Annotated in this window: 19 protein-coding genes and 1 tRNA gene; 13 read left to right on the forward strand and 7 right to left on the reverse strand. The window is 60.0% G+C overall.

Features of this window, described 5'->3' with window-relative positions:
- Position 1 precedes the first annotated feature (1 nt).
- The 6 genes from AC3WT6_RS07505 (at position 2) to AC3WT6_RS07530 (ending at position 7,561) form a co-directional block, all read left to right on the forward strand.
- Positions 2-1,033, forward strand: coding sequence for a cytochrome-c peroxidase (locus AC3WT6_RS07505; RefSeq protein WP_492652961.1), 1,032 nt, complete (start codon positions 2-4; stop codon positions 1,031-1,033).
- Between the two features lie 209 nt (positions 1,034-1,242).
- Complete coding sequence (locus AC3WT6_RS07510) at positions 1,243-1,881, forward strand: hypothetical protein (protein WP_492652962.1); 639 nt, start codon at positions 1,243-1,245, stop codon at positions 1,879-1,881.
- Positions 1,878-3,776: a hypothetical protein gene (locus AC3WT6_RS07515; protein ID WP_492652963.1), complete on the forward strand. Its 1,899-nt coding sequence runs from the start codon at positions 1,878-1,880 to the stop codon at positions 3,774-3,776. Before AC3WT6_RS07510 ends, AC3WT6_RS07515 begins: the two co-directional genes overlap by 4 nt.
- Positions 3,777-3,865: 89 nt before the next feature.
- The gene (locus AC3WT6_RS07520; RefSeq protein ID WP_492652964.1) at positions 3,866-4,750 is read left to right on the forward strand and encodes an ATP-binding protein; all 885 of its coding nucleotides are present in this window, start codon (positions 3,866-3,868) and stop codon (positions 4,748-4,750) included.
- Positions 4,751-4,792: 42 nt separating this feature from the next.
- Entirely contained in the window at positions 4,793-6,109 is a 1,317-nt protein-coding gene (locus tag AC3WT6_RS07525) for a hypothetical protein (RefSeq protein WP_492652965.1), read from the forward strand.
- Positions 6,110-7,153: 1,044 nt separating this feature from the next.
- Complete coding sequence (locus AC3WT6_RS07530) at positions 7,154-7,561, forward strand: hypothetical protein (RefSeq protein WP_492652966.1); 408 nt, start codon at positions 7,154-7,156, stop codon at positions 7,559-7,561.
- An 85-nt stretch (positions 7,562-7,646) separates the two neighbouring features.
- Here AC3WT6_RS07530 and AC3WT6_RS07535 read toward each other — a convergent pair whose 3' ends face one another.
- The 7 genes from AC3WT6_RS07535 to AC3WT6_RS07565 form a co-directional block, all read right to left on the reverse strand.
- On the reverse strand, positions 7,647-8,585 hold the full coding sequence (locus tag AC3WT6_RS07535) for a metallophosphoesterase (RefSeq protein ID WP_492652967.1): 939 nt from the start codon (positions 8,583-8,585) through the stop codon (positions 7,647-7,649).
- A 10-nt stretch (positions 8,586-8,595) separates the two neighbouring features.
- Positions 8,596-8,699 (reverse strand) — tRNA-Ile (locus AC3WT6_RS07540).
- Positions 8,700-9,120: 421 nt separating this feature from the next.
- On the reverse strand, positions 9,121-9,450 hold the full coding sequence (locus tag AC3WT6_RS07545) for a hypothetical protein (protein WP_492652968.1): 330 nt from the start codon (positions 9,448-9,450) through the stop codon (positions 9,121-9,123).
- Between the two features lie 11 nt (positions 9,451-9,461).
- Entirely contained in the window at positions 9,462-9,962 is a 501-nt protein-coding gene (locus AC3WT6_RS07550; RefSeq protein WP_492652969.1) for a hypothetical protein, read from the reverse strand.
- Positions 9,963-9,994: 32 nt separating this feature from the next.
- Entirely contained in the window at positions 9,995-10,342 is a 348-nt protein-coding gene (locus AC3WT6_RS07555; protein WP_492652970.1) for a hypothetical protein, read from the reverse strand.
- A gap of 152 nt (positions 10,343-10,494) precedes the next feature.
- Positions 10,495-10,716 (reverse strand): hypothetical protein, encoded by a 222-nt coding sequence (locus AC3WT6_RS07560; RefSeq protein WP_492652971.1) that lies wholly within the window; start codon positions 10,714-10,716, stop codon positions 10,495-10,497.
- 277 nt (positions 10,717-10,993) lie between these two features.
- Complete coding sequence (locus AC3WT6_RS07565; protein ID WP_492652972.1) at positions 10,994-11,278, reverse strand: helix-turn-helix domain-containing protein; 285 nt, start codon at positions 11,276-11,278, stop codon at positions 10,994-10,996.
- 208 nt (positions 11,279-11,486) lie between these two features.
- Between AC3WT6_RS07565 and AC3WT6_RS07570 the strand changes: the two genes are divergently transcribed.
- The 7 genes from AC3WT6_RS07570 to AC3WT6_RS07600 all read left to right on the forward strand — a co-directional run bounded on the left by AC3WT6_RS07570 (position 11,487) and on the right by AC3WT6_RS07600 (position 20,175).
- Positions 11,487-11,846, forward strand: coding sequence for a hypothetical protein (locus AC3WT6_RS07570; RefSeq protein ID WP_492652973.1), 360 nt, complete (start codon positions 11,487-11,489; stop codon positions 11,844-11,846).
- A 2-nt stretch (positions 11,847-11,848) separates the two neighbouring features.
- Positions 11,849-12,235 (forward strand): hypothetical protein, encoded by a 387-nt coding sequence (locus tag AC3WT6_RS07575; RefSeq protein ID WP_492652974.1) that lies wholly within the window; start codon positions 11,849-11,851, stop codon positions 12,233-12,235.
- Positions 12,236-13,091: 856 nt separating this feature from the next.
- Positions 13,092-14,951, forward strand: a complete 1,860-nt coding sequence (locus tag AC3WT6_RS07580) for a TolC family protein (RefSeq protein ID WP_492652975.1) — start codon at positions 13,092-13,094, stop codon at positions 14,949-14,951.
- A gap of 49 nt (positions 14,952-15,000) precedes the next feature.
- The gene (locus AC3WT6_RS07585; RefSeq protein WP_492652976.1) at positions 15,001-15,282 is read left to right on the forward strand and encodes a hypothetical protein; all 282 of its coding nucleotides are present in this window, start codon (positions 15,001-15,003) and stop codon (positions 15,280-15,282) included.
- Positions 15,282-16,745 carry a multicopper oxidase family protein gene (locus tag AC3WT6_RS07590; protein ID WP_492652977.1) on the forward strand — a complete coding sequence of 488 codons (1,464 nt, stop codon included), beginning with the start codon at positions 15,282-15,284 and terminating at the stop codon, positions 16,743-16,745. The genes AC3WT6_RS07585 and AC3WT6_RS07590 overlap by 1 nt, the downstream gene beginning before the upstream one ends.
- Positions 16,746-16,759: 14 nt before the next feature.
- Positions 16,760-17,812 (forward strand): nuclear transport factor 2 family protein, encoded by a 1,053-nt coding sequence (locus tag AC3WT6_RS07595; protein ID WP_492652978.1) that lies wholly within the window; start codon positions 16,760-16,762, stop codon positions 17,810-17,812.
- Positions 17,813-17,835: 23 nt separating this feature from the next.
- On the forward strand, positions 17,836-20,175 hold the full coding sequence (locus AC3WT6_RS07600) for a heavy metal translocating P-type ATPase (RefSeq protein WP_492652979.1): 2,340 nt from the start codon (positions 17,836-17,838) through the stop codon (positions 20,173-20,175).
- The last annotated feature ends 8 nt before the right edge of the window (positions 20,176-20,183 follow it).

A 20,183-nucleotide genomic window follows, 5' to 3' on the forward strand; every position in this document is an offset into this window, starting at 1 on the left:
CATGAAAAGCACTGAAATGCTGTTCATTGCATTGCTTATCGCCGGTATCAGTCTGCCGGCTAGATCCCAGCAATGGCAGGCGCTGCCAGCACAGGCGCCGTCGCCGGCGGACAACCCAACCACTCCGGACAAGGTGGCCTTGGGCAAGATGCTCTACTTCGATCCGCGACTCTCGTCCACCGGCACCGTCTCCTGCTTTTCCTGCCACAACGTGATGGAGGGTGGGGACGACCATCGTCCGACATCCATTGGCGTGCACGGTCAGGTTGGCGGCAGGAATGCACCAACGGTCTGGAACTCCGCATTCAACTCAGCGCAGTTCTGGGATGGCCGGGCGGCAACACTGGAGGACCAAGCCAAGGGGCCGCCGGTGAACCCGATAGAAATGGGCATGTCGGACTTGGCGGCGACCGCGAAACGTATTGGTCAGATTCCAGGCTACCAGCCGTATTTCGCCCGCGCATTTGGCAAGGGTGACACGATCACCATGGACAACATTGCCAAGGCCATCGCGGCGTACGAGCGCACGCTTATCACCCCCAACAGCGCCTACGACCGCTACGTCCGCGGCGAAAAAAAAGCCCTGAGCGCGAAACAGGTACGGGGCATGGAAACTTTCGCCCAGATCGGCTGCACCGCCTGCCACTCAGGCCCCAACTTCAACGGCCCGAACCTTCCGCAGGGCAGCGGCTTCTACCAAAAGATGCCGATCTTCCCTGACAGCATTTACGTCACCACATATCAGTTGGCGAATGACACCGGGCGTATGCAGGTCACCAAGGATCCGGCGGACAAAAACTTTTGGCGAGTGCAGACTCTCCGCAACCTCGTCTATACCGCGCCATACATGCACAATGGCTCGGTCAAGAGCCTTGATGAAGCTGTTCGGGTGATGGCCAAAAGTCAGCTCAATCGCGACCTGGACAATCAACAGGTCGGGGACATCGTGGCGTTTCTGGAATCGCTCACTGGTGAATTTCCCGAGCAGCTGATGCCTCGGCTACCGCCGACGCCTGGGGACCTGCTTCAGTAGCTTAGGCCGTCCTCCTCTAAACGAGAGTGGCCATCTATCTGTTGAGACCTTGAGACCACTGGCTGCAATCAATCTGTTGCATCGCTAACTCTGTAAACGCCGACCTCTAGCGCTGAACTCCCTTTTAGGCAGCCTTGTTAACATTGATAGCCTTGCATCGCGGGGCCAAAGAACGTTAATTTCTGCGGGCAGCTGCCGGAGTGCGTTCAATGTCGAACAGTTCCGCACCGCCCATCGAGGCTCCGCATAAGCTCAGCCCAGCTCAGCTGAAGGCTTCAGACGTATTCGCCTACTGGTCTCCAAAGTGTCGTCGGTCCATCTTTTGTGTCGGGCCCGATGCCTATCGCTTGGGGGTATGGCTTGAGTCTCAGCCGGACGTGCTCGTCTACTCGGAACGCCCTTGGGGCAAGAACACGGCAACTCGGATCGCGGACTTCGTCGCGGTACACGCTGACAACACCCGGGTCGTCCATTCCGTCGAGCGCAGGAAGCTGTCACAGCACGATGACTTGCTGGCGAGCATCGAGGCTTGGATACGCACCAAGAACGCCAAGCCAAGCTGGTTTGATGAGAAGTCCAGCAGCGATATCAAGCGTGAGGTTGAGTTTGCACTTCAGGCGCTGCCGTACGTTTCACAGCATCGAAAGCGTGGATCCAGAGAACTCGAACTCAAGCTACTCGCTTTAACCGCTAGCGGGGCGACAACCATCGGGGACCTTGAACGGTCTTTCGGTGGCGCCGGTATCGAGGTGCGATCAGCGCTCTTCGCCCTCGTCTTCGAAGGGAAACTGCAAGTTGATTTTTCGGGTCAGGCTGACCTGGATAGCCGCATCTCTAAGAAGCGATGAGTACGGTTCGTCGCAACAACTACTTTCGAGTCGCCACGGCAGACTGGCCCGACCTGGCGTCGGACCAAATCGCACCAGAAAAGCTCAAGGCCTTCAATGATCGAAAGGCGGCGATTCGTGCATTCGAAAAGGGATCCACCTTTGCCTCTGTGCAAAAGAATTATCGGGTTGCGGCTAAAGAACTCATCCGATTCATCGCCAGATGTCAGAAGGACCATGAGGATGGGCGCATCTGGGGGTACCGAGCATTGGTTCCTCGAACCTACGTGGAAGAGGTCACTAGAACCTCGGCTCCCAAGAACGATCTGGTGCGCGATGGACGAGGCACGCGCGGGCTATTCAAGAAGCTGCTGAAGTCGTTTCCCAAGTTGGAAGAGCTGCTGAGAGCCCAAGCCGGCCAGCTCGAACAATCAAAGCACGACGGCAAACGCGTATTAATTAAGAATCTGCATATTGATTTTATGAAACTATGCAGAACGTTGATAAGCGACCACGAGAATACCTATCCATTCAACCTGGCGCATCAGGGCTTCGAGGGATACAAGGCGGCGCTCCATTCAGCACGAATCCTAATCGTCGCAGCAGCAGAACCCGATTATTCGCGCGATCCCCGGTCTTCCAAATGGCGCGATCGGCCCTATTCGAATGTGGAAATAGATGCGCACAAGTTGGATGTCGTTCTAAAGATTAAAGTTTTGCTTCCGAATGGATCCACAAAAATTCGCCAAATAGATCGACTTTGGGTTCTAGTAGCGCGCGACAGAAAGTCCCGCTCCTCGCTTTCTTACAATATGGTAATTGCCAAGGAGATAAATCGACTCGATTTGCTAACGTGCATTCAAAGAATATCTATTCCGTGGACTAAGAGAGAACTCACAATCCCTGGGCTCAGCTATGAGCCCAAAGCGGGCTTCCCGTCGGGAGTGCTTCCGCATTGCGCCGGCCGAATGGCCGACATGTACCATCTCGACAACGCGATGGCGCACCTCTCCAGAGACGCGCAGTATGCGATTTTGGAAACCTTGCATGGAACGGTGAACTGGGGGGTGGCGGGCGATCCAGATGCGCGCGCCATCATTGAGACATTCTTCAAATGGTTGACTGAGGGAGTCATTCAGCAACTGCCGACAGGTTTTACTAAAAATAAAACCTCTCATAAAGACGCAACCACATGCGCCGAAACCCTATCTCCCACCGCTGACGAAATGTTGGAGTTTTTGGACGTTGTGCTGGCAAATTTCAATTGCAGAGAAAATCGTGGTCTTTTCGGTCAGACTCCCCTAGAACATCTCGCTGCAGAAAATCCGAAAAGCCTTTTCAGATCGGATATGGGCGAAGAAGCTCCATGGCGAAGTCTGTCCGCAATCAAGCAAACGTTCTCCGTAAAAAAGACTGGAAGCCATGCTGCTCACGTAAATTATCTTGAGGCGAAATATAGATCTGAAGCTCTCAGCAGCATGGTTCGACAGGGCATTGAATCGTTTGACGCTTATGTCGATTTAAATGATTTGCGAACTATTAGGCCCATCTCGATTAATGGCTGGATTCCCGACGAGTTACTTGCTGAATATCCTTGGGGCACATTCAAGCACGACATAAGGCTAAGAAAATCCATAAATCGAGAGATGCGGTTAAATGGGTTTCGATTCGATCCAAATGTGGACGCGCTCGACTGCTTTAGGAAGCATCTCCAGCGAAGGGCTGCCGATGAAAAGAGAGCCGCGACTGAACTCACGCGAATTAACTCTAACGAGCCACAGTTACCGCCATCCAATCCGCTTCAAGACAATTTTGTCGCCGCCCCCAAAATCGCACCTAGGGCGACAGGACGTCTGCCCGCCAAATCGGCACTGGCAGCAATGTTTGTTGACGACGATGAGCTATCGGAGATTTAGCGATGGATTCAGGGGATACATTGGCAGTTGAAGGTGACAGGGGCTCCCATCCTCTTGCGATAGACCAATTCGTTTGTGTTAGCGAGCCCATGCGCCGCGTCTTCAAAGAACTGAAGATCGCGCTGAAATTCAATTTGCCTGGCGTCGCCGTGGCAGGCCCCCCAAGGTACGGCAAAACGTACTGCGCTGAGTACATCCTGACGAACACTGTTGACGCATTGGGGGAACAGATTCCCGTACTCATGCACCTCTGCGAAGCGCCGAGTCGACAGCGTTCCGAGGGTTCTTTTCGAAGTCAATTGCTCAGGTCATTCGGACACTCACTGCCGGCCGGCTCACCGCTGAAGAAGCTGGAGAGACTTGTAACTCTTCTCATCGAAAAGGCGTCGCACGATCCGCGCAGGCGCATCCTTTTGATATTCGACGAAGCGAATCGACTCAGCTATGTCGAATTTGATTGGTTAATAACTATTCATAATGAGCTGGTGAAGGATGGCGTGAGGCCATTCTATCTGTTCATTGGACAAACCCAGCTAGCTTCGCGTCGCGAAGAGTTTAGCCATGAAACTGCAAATCAAATTATCGGACGTTTTCTTTCGGTAACGGTCGCATTTACTGGGTTGGCTAGCGTAAAAGAAATACAGAGCTGCGCGAGGCAGTTTGACTCCGAGTTGTTCTGGCCGAAAAATACCAAAATATCGTACTCTGAATTTTACTGCCCGGGCGCATTTCGAAATGGCTGGCGCTATGAATCGCACGCCGAGATGATTTGGAGCGAATTTATAAAGAATCGGCCTGCCAATGAAACGCATGGCATTGCGATGCAGTCATTCGTAGCGGTAACAGGATTTCTTTTTAGAAAGGTTGCCCGACGAGATAATTTTACAGGGTTCACTGCGAAAGATGTCGCTTCAGCCATAGGTTCAGCTGCATATCTTGAAAAACTGCCAAGTACGAGAGCAGGTACTGATTAGTCGATTCTCTTCAACACGATTCGAATCGATGGAGCCTTGCCAATGATTCTCTCAGACAACAAAGGCTTTCTCGTAGGATCGGCCCGCAGCGAATCGCAGTTCGGTTCGTTCTACGCAGATGTTTCTAGGCTTATAGGGCTCAATGCTCTGAGTCGTCCACAACTTGAAAAGATCGTTGGACCGAAGGAAATTCAGCTTTCGGCAAGGCATGTCGAGATGCCGCACGATCCGCTGCGCATATTCGACGAGGCGATCGTAAATTCTTCGCCTAACAGGGCCAGGTCCTCTCCGGAAGCATGGAACCCGATTTGGGGTGAGCGCCCCAAACTAGACGCTCCCATTCGATTTTGCCCCAGGTGCTTGCGCGACGGAACGCATACCTGGGCATTTCAACATACGATTGTCGACAAGTGTCCAGTTCATGACAGTGAACTGACTACTTGCTGCCCGTGCTGCGGCGGAACGAAACTCTGGTCAGAAATGCGTACCAAAGTTCTTCCCAATATGTTCCAGTGTTCGTACGCATGCGGCTTCGATTTTAGGCGCGTTGCGGCGGTTTCAGGGCACGAAAAGGAGATTGATCTTGAACTTGCGAAGTATCGCGAGTGGCTTGACCGTGTGAGGGATGCCTTTCACTTTTATACCCCGTTTTGTGTAACAACCCTGGAATCAAATTATCTGCACGGACTTTCGGACTGGAACCTGCTATTCAGCATCATCGATGCGTGTAAGAAGCGCTTCAACGTAAGGGTAGGCGAGCCGGTCCATTTCATGACGCCTCACGTTGAATTGTGGGATGTTAGGCTGCAATCGTTGGATTATAATTTGCTATCCGACCTCGACGAATCTGATCACGGGATTCTCAAGCGCTGGAGGCACGCCCATAAATGCCAGCATTACATGGCGCGGGATATAGAATTCACCTGGCTACCGTTGCTGAGGCGTGTCAAAAAGTGGAATCCAGACTTCGAGATTCAGTTTGAAGAATTCGATGATGTCGTGCGCGCCCGTATTCCGACGAGGCATGTTCCGAGTTCTGTATTTGACTGGCTAAATGATTTGCTACATTGGGCAGCGCCTTCCAAAACGTATTTCTATTTGGCTAAGGCTCCTAAATCCTTAAGGTTGGACGTCAAGGAGGAGATAGACACCGGGGCGGACCTTTGCATCCAACTAAACTTTGCGCGCTACCGGGAAGCGGTCGAGAGTCTCTTGCTCGGTATGGACACCACAAACGGCGGTTTACTTGATCCGGCGGTGCGTAGGTTCTCTGGAGTCCTGGACTGTGTTGGCCACGACACCTTGGAAGTCCACGCCACCCTCTCCCTGCAGAACTCAACATATTTTGGCGAACGGTGACCGCAAGGGCGGATTGCCCCGATATCGACGCGATTTTCGTGGTCGCAAGGAGGCAGAAAGGTGTACCGAGCTTGGCCCGACCATTTCAGCGGCCTGACTGACAGGGCGGGGCACATCAAGTTCCGATCACCGTATTGTTTCGTTGCGCGCCTGGCGCTACTGAATTCGCTTGAGCCTCAGGACACACGGCGACTTTTCCGGAGAGGGTTCGCGGATCCCATCGTGGATTCTGGGTATGCGGCGAACCGACGACTTTTTGCAGCTCTGTCGCACGTGTTACGGGCAACCGGGCCGATTGACGAGTGGGCGAGCGCGGAAAAATGGCTACCCCTGCAATCAGCAGGGTTCGGGATCAGCGAGCACTGCTTTCGGATTCTTCGATACTGCCCCGTATGTCTGGAGCACGGCGAGCATTTCGTTGCGCACCAGCTGCCATTCGTGACGCGCTGTGAGGTCCATGGGCGACTGCTTCGGATCGGCTGTCCGCGTTGCAATGCCCAGATTCCGGGAAACGAGATTGCGGCCGCAGTTTCGAATCCCTTCGGCTGTACTGCCTGCGGATGGCGCGCCTGCGGTTGTGTAGACGTGCTGTGTCTTCCTGATCGGGCTGGCCTGTGGCGAGCGAGTATTTTTGGCCGGTGGACGGATCACCTGCGATGGTGCAAATCACGGCAGTTCGAGATGCGGCAAATCGACTCGCGGCCAATATGGAGAAACCAAGCTCAGCCGCTCGCGGCCACCTGGCGGGCCTGCTGCGAGATTCAAAGACGTTCGCTGCCGACTGCGCCGGTGCAGCTGAGTGTTCCGACAGTGCACTCGTGGAAGGTCCTTGGGCGCAGGCCGGCAAGTCGAAATGAATCACCATACAAAGGGCAGCACCGCAATGTTGTCTCTTGCTCGACCTGGCGCGATTTTCGTCAGCACATCGATTCCTACTGCCGCACGGGCCGCAGGGCGCTCATTGATAGAGTCCTGTTTGACTTCGCAAGACACAAACGTCTTCGAAGTGAGGTAGCGGTCCGCACCATGAGGTGGTGGGCCGAAGTGAGCGCTGACAAGCGTGCGGCCGACGAGTTGGTCGAGTATTTTCTACTTGAACTTGCTGTGCTCCAATCACCGTCCAAAGCCCTGTCTGCTGACTTGTTTCGATGGCTGGACGAGCTAATACGACGCGATGTCTACCTGGCTCTTGCAAGCGCGGCTGCGGAAATTGGATGCGCGCGATATCCAGATAGCAGCTCAGAAGCAGACGCTCTCGTTCACGTTGCTTCGCAGGCCTACTTCGTTTTCGTGGTTCGCGGCTTGGCTGCGGACACCAGTGCTGATTTTCTTCTCGCAGCAAGGCCACGCGAGTGGAAACAGTCGATCGCTCGACAGGTCTCCAGTATCGTTGGAACGGAGAAGGAGACCAGACTGGAGCGCAAATTCGGGCCGCCGCAGCTGCGAACATGACCGTCAGCGAGGCTGGCCAGAAGAAGCCTGCCCTAACTCGCTTTGTTGCGCCCATCGGCAGAGTTCGAGAGCGGCAGACCCACTCTTAGTCGGCCTCTCTGGGCATCAAACCAAGGGCTCGTAACTGCCAAGAGTTCAACGGAACTGGTAGACGTCGCGCCGCAACGCTGAATCTCGGTCGTTTGAGGTCTTTCCGCCATCCGACTTGCCAATAGCGCCACGACACTGGATCCACCAGGGATAGACGGCCGGTGGGGTAGAAAGCGCCGGTATCAATTGCCAGCCGATTTCCGATCGCCAGAGGCCTCCAGTTAAGGATGATGCTGTGGCCAGAAATCATCAGGTCGATTCCTCGCGTCGCGCAGGCCAGACGTTGATATTCCCGGCTGTTCCATCGCCGCCAAGGCCAGGTGCTACCTGAATATCTATCCAACCCCAACGCAGTCTGAGCTGTTTGCCACTGCTCGCGACCCAGGAAAAGGTTCGAGATCACGGACTCGCCGAATCGCCCGTTCGGGCTCAAGTCGTCCCGACCTAGGGAGCTCAGAAGACTCCATCCGGGGCGCGAAGAAATCTGCCCATGGATAACGCCGAAGCGCCGTCCATCCAGTTGTTCGATTTCCAGGGCCGCCGGCAGAGAATTAAGGCGCTCCACCAGCAGAGCTTGCTGATCGGGCGGAAGCCCACGCTGCCAAGCCCCGGAATACCTCATGACGTCCCGCCAGCCCGTGAAAGGTTCCACCTTTGCGCAGGCCAAAGCGAAGACCTCGTGATTGCCCAAGATTCCGTGAAACCAAGGCTCGTCGATCAGGGCAGTCGCTCCCCAAGAATCGGGACCTCGATCAATCAAGTCTCCGACCGAGATAAGGCGATCGACGGTCCTGTCGAACTGAACGGCTTTGAGCAGTACCTCCAAATGCCGGGTACAGCCGTGTAAATCTCCCACGTAAAAGTCCCGCCCGACCCAGTTGGGAGGAAGTCGCACGAGGGTTTGTCCTGGATAACGCATGAGGCTTCGTTCCATGAATCGGAAGTGGTGCCTCGGGCGGGAATCGAACCCGCATCAGCTCGCTTATCGGGCGAGTGCTGTGAACCGGTTTATAAGTCCGGCGCTTTGACCAATGTCAGCCACCGAGGCGCATGAAGACTTCACGCCCGGCGTATTCGGGTCGGCCAGAGATGCTTGGCAACCTGCGAGTGAATGGTGGAGTGGTTGACGACAAACACAGTGGCTCGCCTGGAGACTCAGCCAACGCCTAAAACGAAAACGCCCCGGATTCGAGCCTCCCGGGGCGTGGGTCACAGGGAGGTCGGGATCACCGGCCTCTGGAATTACTCAGTTCAGGCCCGGGATACGGAGGCAGTGGCCGAGCCGCATATGAACATTGCCGGGCGCACGGCCAGCCCAGCACCGGAGGTGCACAGAGCGGGCAGATAGAGCTGGTAGGGCATGCTCACGGGAACTAGCGGTGAACCAAGGACGACCGGATGCTAGACCTTCGTTGCCGCTTTTGGCAAGGCGTCGAGCGGCTTTGAGTCTTCTGGCGCTTCAGCCCCGACTACTCGGAATCCATTGGTCGAGGAGATTCCCGATCTGCCCAGGGCTCCATGCCCAGCAGCGCGACATCCAACTCCGGCTTCGTTGGCAAGGCCCCACGGTCAATGATCCGTATCAGCACTCTCCGAAGCAGTTCGAACGAGTCGACGAGGAAAATTGCATTGACATCTGGCCTGCCATGAGCGACGGATGATCGTCGGCTAGCCGAAACAGAGGCCAGTTCAAAGCGCGCGCTGCTGAAATGAACTTGATCTGGAAAGTGCGCCGCCAGCTGCGCGTGTAGCGCCTCCGAGCCAGCAATCATGTCGTCCAGAGGCAGGAAGAGCGACATTAGTCACTCGGCTAAACGTGTGCTCGCCGCAGGGACGCGGGTAGGGCCAGATATCCGGCTTTTAGGGCCCAAGCATCGTGCAAAGCATGGTGTCGCCATCCCCCGGTGGCGGCAAACGATTCCGCTTCTGCATACTCGAACGCCGGATGCCGGATCAGATTGCCTAACAACAGCGGCTCAGCGCAGAGTTGACCCGGTAGGGGTTTAGGCAACATAGGAAGAAGTAATCGCGCATCGATTGCCGAGTCCGAAACGAGCCGCACGGACGTGCCGAGCGTATTGAGCCATCGCCAGACTCGGGGGCCGATGTCGTCGTATCGGACTTGGGAGTCTGCAATCCGCCCAAACAGGGGTAGTACTTCGTCGACTACGAACCGACTGCAGTTCTCCACCAGAAAATCGGTTCTCTCGAGGTAAAGCTTCAGCTCTGGATCCTCGGTGACCAAGGCGACCGACAGCAGCTCGGCTGGCCACTCCAACGAAGTGAACTCGGTGTCCAGAAAGACCAGCACAAGCTCTCCCAGGCCTCAGCTACAGTTGTTCCTCAGAGGAATGGCAGGGCTGCATAGATCGAATTTTTAGTGACCACTCCGAGCATGATGCCGATCAGCGCGAGAAAGCCAATCAGGAAGATGATCAGCCTCCAGGTGAGCATCAGGAACCCCCAAAACCCCTGATAGCGAAGGAGATAGCGCTTGGCGATTTTTCTGTACTCGCCACCCCTGGAAAGAGCCCAAACGAACAAGCTCACCAGGAAAATCACAGCGAAAGGTGCTGGTCGTTCGAATTGCAGCGCTGTGGCCGCGAGGGACAGTGCCATCACGCCCACCACATCGTTTACGAATCCGAAATAGCGATCCGCAACTTGGTCCTCTTCACTGTCGAAAAGCACGTCGACCCCCCTTGGTTTGGCCAGCTGATATCGAGAATCGACGCTGTGAAGTGCCAGTCTGTCAGCCCGCAGTTTTGTCGCTCTCATCCCGACGGGATCGTGCTGCCGTTCAAAGCCGATTGCAAGGGAATCGTGCGGCCGTCTGCGCGAGATCAAAAGAACGTCTGCACCGCGCCAAGGACACGATATTGATCAACGACGACATTAAGCAGCTGCCACTTGTCAAAGGTCGTGCAGCCTCCGTTTGCGCCAAGCAGCCCGAGTGGGAGGCCTTCCTGCTCGCCGATCGCGTCGAACGGAACGGTCGCCAGGGGGTGGCTGATCGCCTTGGGCCGCGAGGCCTGGCTGTACGCCCCGCGAGAGATCGTTCGCAACGGCTTGCCACCGTGTCAGTACGCCCGAATAGGCTTCGATTCCCGCCCCGGGCACCACTGAGGGGGGCAGCACGATGCATCCGCTTTGGCGAATCAGTTAGTGGGGTAGGGCGGCCGCCCCGTCGGTGATCTATTTTTAGGCCGGGAAACCAGAATCAGATGATGCTCAGGTCGGCCCTGATTTTTTTGAGACGGTTAAGCTCGCTCGCGACTTCCAACCGGCGCTAACGACCACCGACCTGCTTCCGAAAGCGCGTGTTGATGGCTGGGCAGGAGCCTACCGCCGAGCGCCCTGCCGGTTGGTCGGCACGAGCCGGCGCATCTCGGTCCGGGCTTCCGCCACCAGCAACTCGGGCGGCACATCCAGCTGCTCACTGAGCGCGAACAGGGTGGTCAGCGTTGGAGCCCGCTCTCCCCGCTCCAACAGCGACACATAGGTCCGATCAATTTCGCAAGCCAGTCCAAGCGCTTCCTGGGAAAGGCCCGCCCGCGTCCGGGCAGCGCGAAGCACGTTGCCAAACGCGATTGCGACCGGAGTACGTTGCTTGGGGAGCGCCGCCATTAGGCGACAATGAATCCCCGAAGACTATTGATCTACGGACTATTGTCTGAGACGCTATGTGGCGGGGTTCAGCGTCGGCGCGAGGGGTTCACGCCTATCGCCGACAGAAGGACCTCCAACTCTCAAAGCGTCAGCGGACAGTCCGAATTCGCGAGAGAAGTACGACGAGGTGCGTGCTTCGTGAACATTCGATAGGACAAGGTGACGCGTGTATTTTCAATTGGTGTACGGGGACTTCGAATACCCGCTTCTTCTGCCGTTCGAGGAACATGTCGAGGAACGGCTGCTAAAGCTTGTCAGCCAGGAAGAACCTGGTGATGCCTCTGAGATGAGCCGCAAGGATCTGGCCCGTCGCTTGGTGGACCTGATCACGGCACTCCTCGAGTGCGAGGTTTTGGCTCCCACGGAGCGGCAGATCAAGTACGCGGTCGCTATCGCCAAGGAGCTGTCTTTGGAAATTCCTCCGGAGGTGCTGCAGTACCGAGCGTCCATGACGGTTTTCCTCGGTACCCATTCGGAAAGATATCGGCGCCGCAAGGGTTACGCCGAGCCGGCCAGGGGAGCTTGACGATGGCCGATCGCGAATCCGCTGAAGCAGTGGCCCTGCGAGTGGCTGCCGAACTGCAGGCACAAACTGCCATCGACTACAGCGACGATCTGACCGATAAGGAGTACCCGGAGATCACCTGGTTCCAGTACGGATTGTCTGCGACCAATGAGATCGCGGTAGTCGCCAGGGTAGGGAGAGAACAACTCGGGCAGGCGGAGCCTTCGACACTGCTCATTCCCTCGATGGCCGACCGAATCTGGGGAATGGACGTTGATGATCAGCGCTTGGCGCTCTGGATTTCAGAGCAGATATGGAAGCAGCATTCGGGGCGTCTCATCTCCGAAGCGCTGAGAGTCCGCAAAAGTTCATCAGACAACACCGATCCAACGGCTGATCTGCCTGGTTGATCGGAGCAGGTTGCATTCGAACAGCGAATACTCAAGGGGGCATTGCCCGCCGCCCAGTCCACCCCTGCCGGGGCTGCAGGGGCCATTTTCCGGATGGCGCATCGCACCCACAGTCGCCAGGCTTCTTCTAAGCAAGGATCGGACGCAAAACGGACTACGCCGAGCGCGTGAACGGCCAGAGCATCTGCGCCTCCAAGCGCTGGGGCGAGTCGTCATGTCAGTGGCAGGGCTTAGCCGTGGCGGCAAACTTGACCCTGAGCCGCACTCAAGGGTAGAAATTGATCGTAGTCCTGAGCGATGTTCGCAATCAATGCGCGCCGGCATCACCGGTCCATTGAACTTCTACCGCGTTCCGCGTCTAATCTTTGGTATGCGTCCGTCCGCCTTCCGTCTGTTCGTCTTGCTGATCGCTTGGTGTGTGGGGTTTCAATCCACCGCCACGGCGATGGGCATGCGTTGTGCGCACGGCAAGATGGCAGTGTCGGAATCAAGCGCTGCCATGCCTGCCGGCATGCACCACGGTGGAATGGCGATGCCGATGGATCAGGCCAGTCCGGCGGCACACCAGCACCATCACATGGGTTCCGGCACAGGCCCCGCTGCGGACGCAAAGGTCAGCACCTCAAAGATCGGTTGCCAGTGCGGATGTAACTGTATGACCGTCGGCTGTGCTGGTGGCGGTCCCGGAATCGTCAGTCTGAGTGCCACCCGATTCTTCGTGGCCGCTCCGGTCGCCTTTCCACTCCATGAAGCGCCTTCGCGCCTGCGTTCCGCGCACGGCCTTGATCTGATTCGACCACCCAGTATGTCCTGAGGCAAAGCCGCAGTCGCGGCGCAGGGTGCTCCTGCGCCACGATTGTTCGAGCCCGCCGTCGCCGCTTGCGGCCGCAGCGCTCCTCAAGACGTGTGGGAGGTTTTCGTGGTTTCCCGATTCAAACTGCTGCCTGCGTCCCTGCTCGCTGCAGGGCTCGTTGGCTGTGCCAGCGTTCCCGCCGACTGGGGCCGCGCCGATGTAGGAAAGATGACAGCCGAGCGCGGTCGTGCGGTGCCGCAGGTGGCCGACGCCAAATCGTTCACGACGCAAGCGTTGAGCACCCCGCTGACCGCCGACACTGCGGTGCAACTCGCGCTGATCAACAACCCCGACCTGCGCCGAGAAACGGCGCGCCTGGGCTTTGCCGCGGCCGAGGTCTACAACGCCGGACGGCTGGCCAACCCCGTGTTCTCGCTCACCCGCATGTCCGGCGATTCGAGCGCGGGCGCGAACGTGCCGCAGCTCACCCTGGGCCTCGCCTTCAACTTCGCTAATCTGCTGTTCCTGCCAGCCAACAGCCGCATCGCCGGAGCGCAGTTCGAAGCTGCCAAGCTCGAAGTCGCGTCGGTGGCAATGGACCTTGCCGCCGAGGTCGAGAGCGCTTGGTACGCGGCCGTCGGTGCCGACCAGCTCGCGCAGATGCGCGACGCTGCGGCCCGGGCGCAGCGCGCGTCCGCCGATCTTGCGCAGCGCTTCTTCGACGCCGGCAACATCAGCGCGCGCGAGCTGGCGATGGAAAAGGCGGCGGCGAGCCAGGCGGTGCTGGCCGCGATCTCGGCTCGCGCGCAAGCGGTCGAGTCGCGCGCCGCGCTCAACCGGCTCATGGGCTTGTCGGCAGCGCAGTCGCAGTGGGCGCTCGATGCGCGACTGGCCGAGCCACTGCCGCAGGAGGACGAGGTCGCGGTGCTCCAGAAGCTGGCGCTGGAAAGCCGCCTCGACCTCGCCAGTCTGCACCGCCGCGCAGAGGCCATTGCAGATCGCTACGGCTTCGCGCGCAGGACGCGATTGATCGACGGCATCGAGATTGGCGCCAAGCGCGAGCGTGATTTCGACGGCGCGCTCGATGCAGGTCCGACGGTCGCACTCAAACTTCCGTTATTCAACTGGGGTGGCGGTCGCGTGGCCGCGGCACAGGCCGCGCTCGACCAGGCCGAGACCGAGCTCGACGGCCGCGTGCTCGACGTCTCCAACCAGGTGCAGCTCGCAGCGGCCAAGGTGCAGGCCAACCGTGCGCTGGCGCGGGAGTTCAAGGGCGCGCTGATTCCGCAGCGGGAGGCGGTGGTCGCGCAGATGCAACTGGAGCAGAACTACATGCTCATCGGCCTCTTCGAGGTGATCCTCGCCAAGCAGCAGGAATACGAGGCCTACGCCGGCTACATCGACGCGGTGCGCGATTACTGGACCGCCCGCACCGAGCTCGCCCGCGCCGTCGGCCGCAACCTGCCGAGCGCGCAGCAGCCTGCCGACCCCACGCTCGATCCCGCCGAGCTGCTCAAGCCCAAGGGTGGTGGCATGGATCACAGCCAGCACTCGATGGGCGGCATGGAAGGCATGAAGGGGATGAATCACTCCGGGCACGGCGCCGCGCCCGCTGCGGCCGATCCGCACGCCGGCCACGACATGGGCGACAAGCCGATGGAAGGCATGTCGCACGAGTCGCCCGCCGCCAAGCCGCAGGCCAAGACGCCTCAGGGACCCGACTGCGCCGCGCTCACGCCGGCCGAACGCGCAAGGCTCGACCCGAAGGCCCCGGTCACGCAGGCTCTGCTCGCGCGTTGCGGCGGTGCGGCCGCGCCTGCCGATCCGCACGCCGGACACGACATGAAAGGCCTATCGATGGAAGGCATGGATCACGGTCGTCCATCGCCTGCCGCCCAGCCGGAGTCCGGCCATGCGCACTGAACCCGTTTCCACCGGCGCAAGTCCGCGCCTTGCTCACAGGAGTCTCACGATGAACCGCATCACTCGCCGCTTCTCGATTCTCGCCCTCGTCGTTGCCGCGCCGCTCGCCTTCGCGCATGACCCGGCCGAGCACGCCAAAGAGGCCGCTGCCAAGAACGCCCCCCCTGACTGCGCTGCGATGAAGGGCATGGATCACTCGAAGATGGATCCGAACGACCCAGTCATGAAAGCGATGATGGTCAAGTGCGGTGGCGCGGATGTGCACGCCGGCATGGATCACAGCAAGGCGGCCGGTACGCCGAGCAAGCCCGACGCGCACGGGGGGCACTGATGACCTCACGACGCGATCTTCTGCAAGCGCTCGCGGTGGGGGGCGCCGGCCTGTTGGCCGGTGTCTCCCGCAGCGCGCAGGCCCAGCACGAGGGCCACGACATGTCCGGTTCAAAGATGCCGGAGAACCGGAGGGAACCGGTGTCGCCGCCTGCGGACCTCGCACTACCCGCGGCGCTCACGCGGCATCCGCAGGGCTATCTGCCGGTGCGCACGCTCAACGGCTGGACGTTGCAATACACGATCAAGGGCGGCGTCAAGGAATTTCACCTCGTCGCCGAGGAAATCGAGCACGAGTTTGCACCGGGTTCGCGCGCCAAGTGCTGGGGCTACAACGGCACCACGCCAGGCCCGACCATCGAAGCGGTCGAAGGCGACCGCGTACGCCTGCTGGTCACCAATCGTCTGGGTGAGCCCACCAGCGTGCACTGGCACGGCATCGATCTGCCTGCCGGTTACGACGGCGTAGCGGGTCTGAACCAGCCCGCGATCAAACCAGGCGAAACCTTCGCCTACGAGTTCACGCTCAAGCAGCACGGCACGCACATGTATCACCCGCATGCCGACGAGATGACGCAGATGGCGTTCGGAATGATGGGCCTGTTCATCATTCACCCGAAGGGAGGCGAAGAAGTTGCCGTCGACCGCGACTACGCCTTCCTGCTGCACAACTGGGCGCTGCATCCCGGCACCTACCGGCCCGATCCGGCGGTGATGCAGAACTTTGACCTGTGGACCTTCAACAGCAAGGTGTTCCCGGCCATCGAGAACTTGGTCATGCGCACCGGCGAGAGGATGCGCATACGCATCGGCAACCTCTCGATGTGGAATCACCCCATCCACCTGCATAGCAATCCGTTCTGGGTGACAGGTAGCGACGGCGGACGTTGGCCCCGCAACCAGTGGCGGCGCGAAGTCACGGAGATCGTCGGCGTCGGCCAGATGCGTGACATCGAGTTCATCGCAACGGAACCTGGCGACTGGGCGTTCCACTGCCACATGTCGCATCACACGATGGGGCCGATGGGTCACGTCATTCCCAACCCGGTCGGCGTGGACCAGTCCGGCGTCGAGGCTGACATCCGCAGGTTCCTGCCTGGCTACGGCGCGATGGGCAAGTTTGGCATGGCCGAGCACAGCGGCCACGTCGCGATGGGTCTGCCGGGACCGGACAACACGCTGCCGATGATGACCGGGGAGGGCCAGTTCGGCCCCATCGAGATGGGCGGCATGTTCACCATCGTCAAGGTGCGTGACGACCAGAGGCCCGGCGACTACAGCGATCCCGGCTGGTATCGGTATCCGAAGCACCTGACCGCCAAGAAGATCAGTGGCGATCCCGACTTCGGCGATCCATCACGGCGGAATCCCTACGAAAAATCCACCTCCGGGCCGCTGGCAACGCCTGCGGTGCCCAAGGGCGAATCCATGCCGGGCATGGACCATTCGAAGCACGGCAAGTGAACGCGCGGCCTCTCATGAAGACTCTCAAGGTTTTACTCGCCACCGGCCTGCTGGCTGGCCTGGGTGGATTTGGCTTCCTCTACTCCGGGTGGTACCCGATGGGCGCGGACGTGCCACATAACGCGCCCACCTACTGGGCGCTGGATACGCTGCGCGAGCGTTCCATCGCGCGCTCGATCCGCGACATCGAGGTGCCGCCACTCGACAATCCGCAGATGCTGCTGGCCGGCGGCGCCGACTACAACGACATGTGCGCCGGCTGCCACCTGAAGCCGGGTGAGATCGACAACGAAATCAGTCAAGGTCTGTATCCACGACCGCCGAACCTCGCGATAAGTGCCGAAGCGCACCATCCCGCCGGAGGCAATGAGGGCGACGGTCACGGCATTGCGAAGAACGGCGCCGCGCGCCAGTTCTGGATCATCAAGCACGGCATCAAGGCCAGCGGCATGGCGGCGTTCGGCAAGACGCACGACGACGCCCGTATCTGGGCGATGGTCGCCTTCCTGCAGAAGCTGCCGACCTTGACGCCGTCGCAGTACCAGATCCTCACCGCCCGCGCCGAGGGCGACATGGGGCATGAGGAGCACGGCTCGGGCGGCGAGGGCGAGCACGACGGCATGGACATGTCCGGCATGAGTCCTTCCGGCGTGAACACCGAGGCCGCGCGCATGGCACAGGACGTGGTGGATGCCTTCCAGACCGCGCTGAAATCCGGCGACGCTAGAGCGGCCCTCGCATGGCTTGCGCCGGACGTGCTGATCTACGAGGGCGGTGGCGCCGAACGCTCGCGCAACGAATACGCAGCGCATCACCTGCAGGCCGACATGGCTTTCCTCAAGACCTCGCGGGCCGAACGGCTCAAGCGCAGCTCGGGCGATAGTGGCGACGCAGCCTGGGTTACCACTGAAATGCGCGTCCGCGGCAAGTCGTCGAAGGGCAGTGACATCGATGTGCTCAGCGCCGAGACCGCGCTGCTGCGCAAGACGCCGCAGGGCTGGCGCATCACGCATCTGCACTGGTCTTCGCAGGACTACAAGGCACCCACGCCTACCCCTACCAACTGATTGACCCATCCGAGACTATCCCCATGACGAACTGCTGCAGCACCTCGAACGACGCACTGACCGTGCGTGACCCCGTTTGCGGCATGAAGGTGAATCCGGTGACGGCGCTGCGTCACGAACACGGCGACCGCATCCACTATTTCTGCGGAGAGAAGTGCCGCGCAAAGTTCGTCGCCGATCCCCGGCGGTATTTGCAAGCGCCGCCTGAAGCCGTGGGCACAGAGTCTGCGCATTCGCAGCGTAAGGATGTGATCTACACCTGTTCGATGCATCCGGAAGTGCGCCAGAGCGGCCCCGGAACCTGCCCCAAGTGCGGAATGGCGCTGGAGCCCGTGGAGCCGTCGAGCGATGAAGACGATACCGAGCTGCGCGACATGCAGCGCCGGTTCTGGATCGGCGTCGTTCTGACTGTGCCGCTGCTGGGGCTGGTGATGAGCGAGTTCGTGCCGGCACTGAATCTGATGGGACGCATGGGCCACGTCTTGTGGACCTGGACCCAGTTCGTACTCGCCACGCCGGTGGTCGTCTGGGCCGGCGCGTCCTTCTTCGCGCGCGGCTGGCAGTCGCTGGTGCGGCGGAACCTCAACATGTTCACGCTGATCGCGCTGGGTGTGGGTGCGGCCTACGCTTTCAGCGTGGTGGCCACGCTGCTGCCCGGCCTACTGCCACAGGCTTTCCGAATGGCCGGCGGCGCGCCTCCGCTGTACTTCGAAGCGGCCGCCGTCATCACCGTGCTGGTGCTGCTGGGCCAGGTTCTGGAGCTGCGCGCACGTTCGCAGACATCCAGCGCCATCCGTGCCTTGCTGGAGCTGGCGCCGAAGATCGCGCACCGCGTCGATGAGCACGGCAATGAAGCCGACGTCGACGCTGGCCATGTGCAGATCGGCGACCGGTTGCGTGTGCGTCCCGGTGAGAAGATTCCGGTGGATGCCGAGGTGCTCGAAGGCAGCAGCCACGTCGACGAATCGATGATCACCGGCGAGCCCGACCCAGTGCGCAAGCAGCCGGGCGATACGGTCACCGGCGGCACGCTCAACGACCGCGGCAGCCTACTGGTAAAAGCCGCGCACGTCGGCAACGACACGCTGCTCGCGCAGATCGTGCAGATGGTCGCGCAGGCGCAGCGCTCGCGCGCACCGGTGCAACGGCTCGCCGACGTGGTTTCCGGCTGGTTCGTGCCGGCGGTGGTGCTCGTCGCGATGGCCGCGGCCCTGGTCTGGGCACTGTTTGGCCCGCCGCCGCAGCTCGCGACCGCGCTAGTGGTCGCGGTCAGTGTGTTGATCATTGCTTGTCCCTGCGCGCTGGGCCTGGCCACGCCAATGTCGATCATGGTCGGTGTCGGCCGCGGCGCGCAGGCCGGTGTGCTGATCAAGGACGCCGCCGAGCTGGAGCGGCTGGAAAAGATCGATACCGTGGTCGTCGACAAGACCGGCACGCTCACCGAAGGCAAGCCGAGTCTGCGCGCGACGGTGGCGCTCGCCGGCTTCACCGAAGACGAGGTGCTGCGTCTGGCCGCCGCAGCGGAATCGCCCAGCGAGCATCCACTGGCACGCTCGATCATCGAAGGCGCCAAGGCCAAGGGCTTTGATCGCCTGCCCGCAGTGGAGGGCTTCGAGTCCGATCCCGGCCTGGGCGTCTGGGGTAGCGTCGAAGGCCGCAGCGTCCTAGTCGGCAACCTGCGCCTGCTCGAAGCCCGGAAAGTCGATGCCGCAACGCTGCAAGCCGCCGCCGAGGACTATCGCGCCAAAGGCCAGACCGCGATCCTGGTTGCGGTGGACGGCCGGCCTGCGGGCCTGGTCTGCGTTGCCGACGCCATCAAGCCATCGACGCCCGAAGCCGTGACCGCGCTCAAGGCCGCCGGCATCCGCGTCCTCATGCTTACCGGCGACAACGAGCGCACGGCGCGCGCCGTGGCACAGGAACTGGGCCTGGATGAAGTGATCGCCGACGTGCTGCCGCAGGACAAAGCGGCCATCGTGCAGCGCCTGCAGAAGGAAGGCCGTGTCGTTGCGATGGCCGGCGACGGCGTCAACGACGCCCCGGCGCTGTCCGCCGCCGATGTCGGCATCGCCATGGGCACTGGCACCGACGTGGCGATGCAGTCGGCCGGTGTGACCCTGCTCAAGGGCGATCTACGCGGCATCGCCAAGGCCGTGCACTTGTCGCGCGCCACCATGCGCAACATCCGCCAGAACCTGTTCTTCGCCTTCGTTTACAACGCGCTCGGCGTACCGGTGGCGGCTGGCGTGCTGTACCCATTCTTCGGCGTGCTGTTGTCACCGATGATCGCCAGCGCGGCGATGAGTCTGTCGTCGGTCTCGGTGATCGGCAACGCGTTGCGGCTGCGCTCTCTTCGCCTGTGAGGTTCACC

It is taken from the genome of Stagnimonas sp. FW305-C-60, assembly GCF_058782965.1.

Coding starts and splice junctions, on each gene's coding strand:
- AC3WT6_RS07505 (WP_492652961.1), top strand. CDS start 2: ATGAAAAGCACTGAAATGCTGTTCATTGCATTGCTTATCGCCGGTATC.
- AC3WT6_RS07510 (WP_492652962.1), top strand. CDS start 1,243: ATGTCGAACAGTTCCGCACCGCCCATCGAGGCTCCGCATAAGCTCAGC.
- AC3WT6_RS07515 (WP_492652963.1), top strand. CDS start 1,878: ATGAGTACGGTTCGTCGCAACAACTACTTTCGAGTCGCCACGGCAGAC.
- AC3WT6_RS07520 (WP_492652964.1), top strand. CDS start 3,866: ATGCGCCGCGTCTTCAAAGAACTGAAGATCGCGCTGAAATTCAATTTG.
- AC3WT6_RS07525 (WP_492652965.1), top strand. CDS start 4,793: ATGATTCTCTCAGACAACAAAGGCTTTCTCGTAGGATCGGCCCGCAGC.
- AC3WT6_RS07535 (WP_492652967.1), bottom strand. CDS start 8,585: ATGGAACGAAGCCTCATGCGTTATCCAGGACAAACCCTCGTGCGACTT.
- AC3WT6_RS07545 (WP_492652968.1), bottom strand. CDS start 9,450: ATGTCGCTCTTCCTGCCTCTGGACGACATGATTGCTGGCTCGGAGGCG.
- AC3WT6_RS07565 (WP_492652972.1), bottom strand. CDS start 11,278: ATGGCGGCGCTCCCCAAGCAACGTACTCCGGTCGCAATCGCGTTTGGC.
- AC3WT6_RS07575 (WP_492652974.1), top strand. CDS start 11,849: ATGGCCGATCGCGAATCCGCTGAAGCAGTGGCCCTGCGAGTGGCTGCC.
- AC3WT6_RS07585 (WP_492652976.1), top strand. CDS start 15,001: ATGAACCGCATCACTCGCCGCTTCTCGATTCTCGCCCTCGTCGTTGCC.
- AC3WT6_RS07590 (WP_492652977.1), top strand. CDS start 15,282: ATGACCTCACGACGCGATCTTCTGCAAGCGCTCGCGGTGGGGGGCGCC.
- AC3WT6_RS07595 (WP_492652978.1), top strand. CDS start 16,760: ATGAAGACTCTCAAGGTTTTACTCGCCACCGGCCTGCTGGCTGGCCTG.
- AC3WT6_RS07600 (WP_492652979.1), top strand. CDS start 17,836: ATGACGAACTGCTGCAGCACCTCGAACGACGCACTGACCGTGCGTGAC.